At 69.9% G+C, this 7480-nt stretch carries 9 protein-coding genes; 5 read left to right on the top strand and 4 right to left on the bottom strand.

What is annotated here, in order from left to right:
* Positions 1-185: 185 nt before the first annotated feature.
* Positions 186-983 carry a hypothetical protein gene (locus tag ACZ499_RS35865; protein WP_468680848.1) on the bottom strand — a complete coding sequence of 266 codons (798 nt, stop codon included), beginning with the start codon at positions 981-983 and terminating at the stop codon, positions 186-188.
* 137 nt (positions 984-1120) lie between these two features.
* Between ACZ499_RS35865 and ACZ499_RS35860 the strand changes: the two genes are divergently transcribed.
* From ACZ499_RS35860 to ACZ499_RS35845, 4 genes are all read left to right on the top strand, one after another.
* On the top strand, positions 1121-1912 hold the full coding sequence (locus ACZ499_RS35860; RefSeq protein WP_266991689.1) for an ABC transporter ATP-binding protein: 792 nt from the start codon (positions 1121-1123) through the stop codon (positions 1910-1912).
* Between the two features lie 59 nt (positions 1913-1971).
* Positions 1972-2394 (top strand): NfeD family protein, encoded by a 423-nt coding sequence (locus tag ACZ499_RS35855; RefSeq protein ID WP_369380167.1) that lies wholly within the window; start codon positions 1972-1974, stop codon positions 2392-2394.
* A gap of 79 nt (positions 2395-2473) precedes the next feature.
* A complete protein-coding gene (locus tag ACZ499_RS35850; protein ID WP_190093590.1) occupies positions 2474-3403 on the top strand; it encodes an SPFH domain-containing protein in 930 nt (309 codons plus the stop codon).
* A gap of 93 nt (positions 3404-3496) precedes the next feature.
* Positions 3497-4270: a sulfite exporter TauE/SafE family protein gene (locus ACZ499_RS35845; protein WP_468680845.1), complete on the top strand. Its 774-nt coding sequence runs from the start codon at positions 3497-3499 to the stop codon at positions 4268-4270.
* A 126-nt stretch (positions 4271-4396) separates the two neighbouring features.
* Here the strand turns inward: ACZ499_RS35845 and ACZ499_RS35840 are convergent, their stop codons facing one another.
* From ACZ499_RS35840 to ACZ499_RS35830, 3 genes are all read right to left on the bottom strand, one after another.
* Positions 4397-4903, bottom strand: coding sequence for an HNH endonuclease (locus tag ACZ499_RS35840; protein ID WP_468680844.1), 507 nt, complete (start codon positions 4901-4903; stop codon positions 4397-4399).
* A 157-nt stretch (positions 4904-5060) separates the two neighbouring features.
* Positions 5061-5597 (bottom strand): YbhB/YbcL family Raf kinase inhibitor-like protein, encoded by a 537-nt coding sequence (locus ACZ499_RS35835; protein ID WP_468680842.1) that lies wholly within the window; start codon positions 5595-5597, stop codon positions 5061-5063.
* An 88-nt stretch (positions 5598-5685) separates the two neighbouring features.
* Positions 5686-6468 (bottom strand): sporulation protein, encoded by a 783-nt coding sequence (locus tag ACZ499_RS35830; RefSeq protein ID WP_468404883.1) that lies wholly within the window; start codon positions 6466-6468, stop codon positions 5686-5688.
* 85 nt (positions 6469-6553) lie between these two features.
* Between ACZ499_RS35830 and ACZ499_RS35825 the strand changes: the two genes are divergently transcribed.
* Positions 6554-7195: a DNA-3-methyladenine glycosylase gene (locus ACZ499_RS35825; RefSeq protein ID WP_468404882.1), complete on the top strand. Its 642-nt coding sequence runs from the start codon at positions 6554-6556 to the stop codon at positions 7193-7195.
* Positions 7196-7480: the final 285 nt, after the last annotated feature.

Here is a 7480-nt window from a genome sequence, read left to right as displayed (position 1 = left end):
AACCCCCCCCCCCCCCCCCCCCCCCCCCCCCCCCCCCCCCCCCCCCCCCCCCCCCCCCCCCCCCCCCCCCCCCCCCCCACACCCCCCCCCCCCCCCCCCCCCCCCCCCCCCCCCCCCCCCCCCCTCCCCCCGCCCCCCCCCCCCCCCCCGAAACGAGCCTCCACCCCCACCCACCCCCGGAGGGTTCAGGGGAACGGGCGGGGTGGGGGACCCTCCACATACGAGTTGTACGCCGCCACCCGAGCCCGCCGAGCCACCCGCTCCACCGGCCGCAACGCCTCCGCCCGAGCCGCAAGCTCCGACGCGCTCACCGCCCCGCCGATGTGCTCCGCCCCCCGCGCCACCTCGACCAGCAGCGCGACCCGCCGGGCCAGCTCCAACACCCGTACCGCCCGCGGCGGATAGCCGGGAGCCAGGACCGTGTCGTCCGGCCCCTCCGCCCGCGCCCGGTACGCGTCGATCGCCGCCTCCGCCGCCGGCCCCGACCCGGCGATGTCGAGCCGGGTCAGAACGACCGTCGCCTCCCGCAGTGCCTCCGCGAGCTCGCGCTCCGCCTCCCCGAGCGAGGGCACATCGGCCGGCGGCGCCTCCCGTACCGCCAGGCACTGCCAGACGACCTCCACCCGCACATCACCCGCGGGCCCCACCTCGCTGACCTCCGGCACCAGCCCGTGCGGCGCCCCGAAGCCGACGACGGCCTCCTCCGCGTCCAGCGCCCGCGCGTTGAACTCCGGCGGCCCGCTGAGCCCCAGCGGATGCCCCGGCGCGGGCAGCGCGACCCGGAAGCCGGTCACCCCGAGCCCCCGCAGCCGCCCCAGCGCCAGCGTGAGCCCCACCGGCGCCGCCTCACCCGGCAACCCCGCCACCCGGTGCACCGTGTCGTCCCCGACGATCGCCGACGCGGCGTCATCCGGTGAAACTTTCCCGGCCAACAGGGCATTTCCCCATGCGGCCAGCCGACCTGAACGTGGTTCCGAGAACATGGACCCAGCCTAGGTACTGGCCCTCACGGCAGGTCCACTCCCTCAGTGGCGTAGGTTTTCCCTGGGAGATTCCCCGGGACCCTGCCCACAGGAACAGCCCGGACCTCAAGACGATTGCATGGGGAGACAACGCGCTCATGAGCGATGTACTGGAGCTGGTGGACGTATCCGTGGTCCGCGACGGACGCGCTCTGGTGGACGACGTCTCCTGGTCGGTCAAGGAGGGCGAGCGCTGGGTGATCCTCGGCCCCAACGGCGCCGGCAAGACCACCCTCCTCAACATCGCCTCCAGCTACCTCTTCCCGACCACCGGTACGGCGAAGATCCTCGGCGACCGGCTCGGCAAGGTCGACGTGTTCGAGCTGCGCCCGCGCATCGGCATGGCCGGCGTCGCCATGGCCGACAAGCTGCCCAAGCGCCAGACCGTGCTCCAGACGGTGCTCACCGCCGCGTACGGCATGACCGCCACCTGGCAGGAGCAGTACGACGCCGTCGACGAGGAGCGCGCCCGCGCCTTCCTCGACCGGCTCGGCATGACCGACTACGTCGACCGGAAGTTCGGCACCCTCTCCGAAGGCGAGCGCAAGCGCACCCTGATCGCCCGCGCGATGATGACCGACCCCGAGCTGCTGCTCCTCGACGAGCCGGCCGCCGGTCTCGACCTGGGCGGCCGCGAGGACCTGGTCCGCCGCCTCGGCCGCCTCGCCCGCGACCCGTACGCCCCCTCGATGGTCATGGTCACGCACCACGTCGAGGAGATCGCCCCCGGCTTCACCCACGTCCTCATGATCCGCCAGGGCAAGGTGCTCGCCGCGGGCCCCATGGAGACCGAGCTCACCTCCCGCAACCTCTCCCTCTGCTTCGGGCTCCCGCTGGTCGTCGAACACCGCGGTGACCGCTACTCCGCGACCGGTCTGCCCCTCGGCTGACGCCGGGCGCTCCCCGGGCGCACTGTCCGTGACGGGGTGCCCGGACCTACCATGACCTCGTGGACGCATGGGTTGGGTGGCTGATCGCGGCGGCGGGTCTCGGAATTCCTCTGGTGCTGACCGCCATGCCGGAATTCGGCATGCTGGCCGTCGGCGCGGTCGCCGCGGCCGTGGCCGCGGGCCTGGGACTGGGCACCGTCGCGCAGGTCCTCGTCTTCGTGGTGGTCTCGGTCGCCCTCATCGCCGTCGTCCGGCCCATCGCGGCCCGGCACAGCGCCGAGCGGCCCCGCCTCGCCACCGGCATCGACGCGCTGAAGGGCCGTCAGGCCGTCGTCCTGGAGAGGGTCGACGGCAGCGGCGGCAGGATCAAGCTGGCGGGCGAGGTGTGGTCGGCCCGCACCCTCGACGGCGGCCAGTCGTTCGAACCCGGCCAGCAGGTCGATGTGGTCGAGATCGACGGAGCGACTGCCATCGTCATGTGAACCATGCCAGGATCATCCGGGCCGGGAGCCGCACGGCTGCCGGCCACTTCCTAGAGGCAAGAAAGGCACGGGGAACGCGATGTCAGCGATCATCATCGTCCTGATCATTCTGGTGGTGCTGGTCTTCATCGCCCTGATCAAGACCATCCAGGTGATCCCGCAGGCCAGCGCGGCCATCGTGGAGCGCTTCGGCCGCTATACGAGGACGCTGAACGCGGGCCTGAACATCGTCGTCCCGTTCATCGACTCGATCCGCAACCGCATCGACCTCCGCGAGCAGGTCGTGCCGTTCCCGCCACAGCCGGTGATCACCCAGGACAACCTGGTCGTCAACATCGACACAGTCATCTACTACCAGGTGACCGACGCCCGCGCCGCCACGTACGAAGTCGCCAGCTACATCCAGGCGATCGAACAGCTCACCGTCACCACGCTCCGCAACATCATCGGCGGCATGGACCTGGAGCGGACCCTCACCTCCCGCGAGGAGATCAACGCGGCCCTGCGCGGCGTCCTCGACGAGGCCACCGGCAAGTGGGGCATCCGCGTCAACCGCGTCGAGCTGAAGGCCATCGAGCCGCCGACCTCCATCCAGGACTCGATGGAGAAGCAGATGCGCGCCGACCGTGACAAGCGCGCCGCGATCCTCCAGGCCGAAGGTGTCCGGCAGTCCGAGATCCTGCGCGCCGAGGGCGAGAAGCAGTCCGCGATCCTGCGCGCCGAAGGTGAGGCCAAGGCGGCCGCACTGCGCGCCGAGGGCGAGGCCCAGGCGATCCGTACCGTCTTCGAGTCCATCCACGCGGGCGACCCGGATCAGAAGCTCCTCTCGTACCAGTACCTCCAGATGCTCCCGAAGATCGCCGAGGGCGACGCCAACAAGCTCTGGATCGTGCCCAGCGAGATCGGCGACGCGCTCAAGGGCCTGTCCGGCGCCTTCGGCAACCTCGGCAGCGGGATGCCCGGCTTCAACACGGGATCCGAGCGCCGCGAGGAACCGCCCGTAGACTGAGACCAGTTGACTGCGTAGTACAACGTCCGTGCATGATCAGTGCGGCCCCTCGACCTCCATGGCGGGGAGGCGTCTCACTGATTGTGTAAGGAGATGGCCTTGTCCATCTGGGAAGCACTCGCGGTCTTCGCGGCCGGCATCGGCGCCGGCACCATCAACACGATCGTCGGCTCAGGCACCCTGATCACCTTTCCCGTGCTGCTGGCCACCGGTGTCCCGCCGATCACGGCGAACGTGTCCAACACCCTCGGCCTGGTCTCCGGCTCCATCAGCGGAGCCATCGGCTACCGCCGCGAACTGCGCGGCCAGACCCGCCGCATCCTGCGCCTCGCGTCCACCGCGCTGATCGGCGGGCTCGTCGGCGCCATCCTGCTGCTCGCCCTGCCGTCCGACGCGTTCGACGCGATCGTCCCCGTACTGGTCGGCCTCGCGCTGCTGCTCGTCCTCTTCCAGCCGCGCATCGCCGCCGCCGTCAAGCGCCGCCGCGAGGCCACGGGCACCCAGGCCCGCCCCGACGGCGGCCCCGTCCTGCTCGTCGGCCTCTTCTTCGCCAGCATCTACGGGGGCTACTTCGGCGCGGCCCAGGGCGTGCTCTACCTCTCCCTGATGGGCCTGCTGCTCACCGAGAGCCTGCAGCGCGTCAACGCCGTCAAGAACATCCTCGCGGCCCTGGTCAACGGGATCGCCGCCGTCTTCTTTCTCTTCGTCGCCGACTTCGACTGGACGGCTGTCCTGCTCATCGCGGTCGGCTCGACCATAGGCGGCCAGATCGGCGCCAAGGTCGGCCGCCGCCTGAAGCCGGCGGTGCTGCGAGGGGTGATCATCGCGGTGGGCGTGGTGGCGATCGTGCAGCTGGTGCTGCGCTAAAAGGTACGGAGCCCGCCTCCGACGGGTAGGCGGGCTCCGTGATGCCTTGTCTTCAGGGGCGCGGGGAACTGCGCGACCGGCCGGAGACGGCCCGCAGCCAAACGAACCGCACAAGCGGCGGAACGCTTACGCAGCCCCGTGAGCCAACCACTCCGGCAGTGCCGACCGATCGCCTGCCGCCATAGCGAGCAGCATCGCATCCGCAGGCGACGGCACAAACGGCTCACGCAGCAACGGCATCCCCGCCTCGTCCGGGGTCCGGTCGGCCTTGCGGTGGTTGTCCTCGGCGCAGGACGCCACCGTATTGAGCCAGCTGTCCCGCCCGCCCTGGGCCCGCGGCACCACGTGGTCCACGGTCGTCGCGCGCCTTCCGCAGTACGCGCACCGGTGCTGGTCCCGGACCAGCACCCCCCTTCTCGACCACGGAGCCTGTCTTCGGAACGGCACCCGTACGTAACGGCAGAGTCTGATCACCCGCGGCACCGGTATCTCCACGGCGGCCGCACGCATCCTGAGCTCGGGATGCTCCTGCTCGACGACGGCCTTGTCCTGGAGGACCAGCACGACCGCACGGTTGAGAGTGACCGTCGACAGCGGCTCAAAGCTCGCATTCAGTACCAGCGTGTCCCGCATCCTGCCCACCTCCGCGTAGTGCCGGCCCACCCCCTGGCGGGCTTGGATCAACTTTGGCCGGGCTCGCCACGACGGACAACGCATTAAAAATGCCCTGCTCTGATCTCTCCAAGACCAGAGCAGGGCAAACAATGAAGGAACGATCAGCTAGCCGGAGTCAGCTGTTCGAGGGACCCGTGTACGTACCGATCAGCTGGGCGCGTGCCAGAGTGTGGAACCGCAGATTGAATCCGACGACGGCGGGCGACACGTCCGCGTCCGGTCCCAGCTTCGCGGAATCCACCGCGTAGACGGTGAAGACATAGCGGTGCGACTCACCGGCCGGCGGAGCCGCCCCGCCGAATTCCCCCGACCCGTAGTCGTTGCGGACCTGGACCGCCCCGGCCGGCAGACCCTCGAACTTCCCGCTGCCCGCGCCTACCGGCAGCTCGGTCACCGACGCCGGAATGTCGAACACCACCCAGTGCCAGAACCCGCTGCCCGTCGGGGCGTCCGGGTCGAAGCACGTCACCGCGAAGCTCTCGGTCTCCGCCGGGAACCCCTCCCACCGAAGGTGGGGAGACGTGTTCCCGGCCGCGTACACCTGGGCGTCCTGCAGTGGCGCACCCTCCTGGACGTCCTCGCTCACCACGGTGAACGAGGGCACCTCGGGGTGGAAGTCATGGGGGAGCGGCGGCCTCTTGAGCTCGCTCACGCGGGCACCTCCTGATCGGTAACCATCGGTATCGCTGACCATAGGCACTGGATCCCGGTGACACCGGGATCCAGTGACGAGGGCGAGCCTAGAACCAGTTGCGCCGGCCGCCGACCTCCGCCAGCCACTGGTGCAGATAGGCCGACCAGTCCGTCGCCTGGTAGTCGTGCAGACCCACCTGGAACGAGCGGTACGAGTCGCTGCCCTCGCTGAACAGACCCGGCTTCTTGTCCATCTCCAGGACCACGTCCATCGCGCGGTCGTCCGCGACGAAGGTCAGCTCCACCTGGTTGAGGCCCCGGTACTCCGACGGCGCGTGGAACTCGATCTCCTGGTAGAACGGCAGCCGCTGGCGGGTGCCGCGGATGTGCCCGCGCTCCATGTCCGCGCTCTTGAAGCGGAAGCCCAGCTGGATGAAGGCGTTGAGGATCGCCTGCTGCGCCGGCAGCGGGTGCACGTTGATCGGGTCCAGGTCGCCCGAGTCCAGGGCGCGCGCGATCTCCAGCTCCGTCGTCACACCGATGTGCATCCCGCGCAGCGGCTGACCGTCGACCGTCGTGACCGGCGTCTCCCACGGAATCTCCAGGCCGAACGGCACCACGTGCACCGCGCCCGCCTTCACCTCGAACGCGCCGCCGAGGCGCAGCTTGGTGAACTCGATGTCCTGCTTGCTCTCGTGGTCACCGCCCTCGACCTCGACCCGCGCCTGGAGACCGACCGAGAGCCCCTCGATCATCTGGTCCACGGATCCGCCCTGGATCCGCACCTCGCCCTGGACGACACCGCCCGGCACCACGTTCGCCTCGGTCAGCTCCGTCTCCACCGAAGCGCCACCGGCACCCAGACTCGCAAGCAGACGCTTGAACCCCATGCTGTTCCCTCCATAGATCCTGCCCCCTCTGAACGCAAAACCGCGGCCTCCGGTTCCGTCTCCCCACCCAGTACGCTCGGACGCCATGATCGCGGCCCCCGAACGTACGCCACTCCCACGCGGTTTCTTCGACCGCCCCGTCCTGGAGGTCGCACCCGACCTCCTCGGCCGCACCCTCGTGCGCCGCACCGCCGACGGCCCGGTCGAGCTGCGGCTCACGGAGGTGGAGGCGTACGACGGCGCGAACGACCCCGGGTCGCACGCCTTCCGCGGACGCACGGCGCGCAACAGCGTGATGTTCGGGCCGGCCGGCCACGCGTACGTCTACTTCACGTACGGGATGTGGCACTGCCTGAACGTGGTGTGCGGGCCGGAGGGCGCGGCGAGCGGGGTCCTGCTGCGGGCGGGCGAGATCCAAGTAGGCGCGGAGCTCGCGCGTAAACGTCGAATCTCGGCCCGAAACGACAAGGAACTGGCCAAAGGACCGGCCCGGCTGGCCACGGCCCTGGACGTCGACCGGGCCCTCGACGGCACGGACGTCTGCACCGGCACGGATGCCCCACTCTCCGTACTTACGGGGACCCCGCCACCGGCCGACCTGGTACGCAGTGGACCGCGCACCGGCGTGGGCGGCGACGGAGCCCCACATCCCTGGCGGTTCTGGATCTCTGACGACCCGACAGTCAGCCCGTACCGGGCACATCAGCCACGCCGCCGCGCAACTTGACTCGGCCCGGCCCGACGCCTAACGTAGCCCGAGCCGCTTGAGACGGGTCCTGCTGTTCAGCAGTAACCCGAAGCGGCCACCCACTACCTACGACTGACCCCACCGGGTCCTTGTTTCGGCATGCCGAAATTCGGATTCAGTGGCTCGATTATGAGCCGCCCGGGAAATCGGCTAAAGTAGTGACCACGCCGAAAGGGAAACGCGAAAGCGAAAACCTGGAAAGCGAATCCCGCTGACTGGGAATCGGACGCGAAAGAGTCTGATAGAGTCGGAAACGAAGGAAGC

It is taken from the genome of Streptomyces sp. NPDC031265 (assembly GCF_055570295.1).
The sequence above is the reverse complement of the archived record's forward strand: the minus strand, read 5'-3'. Positions and strand labels throughout refer to the sequence as shown.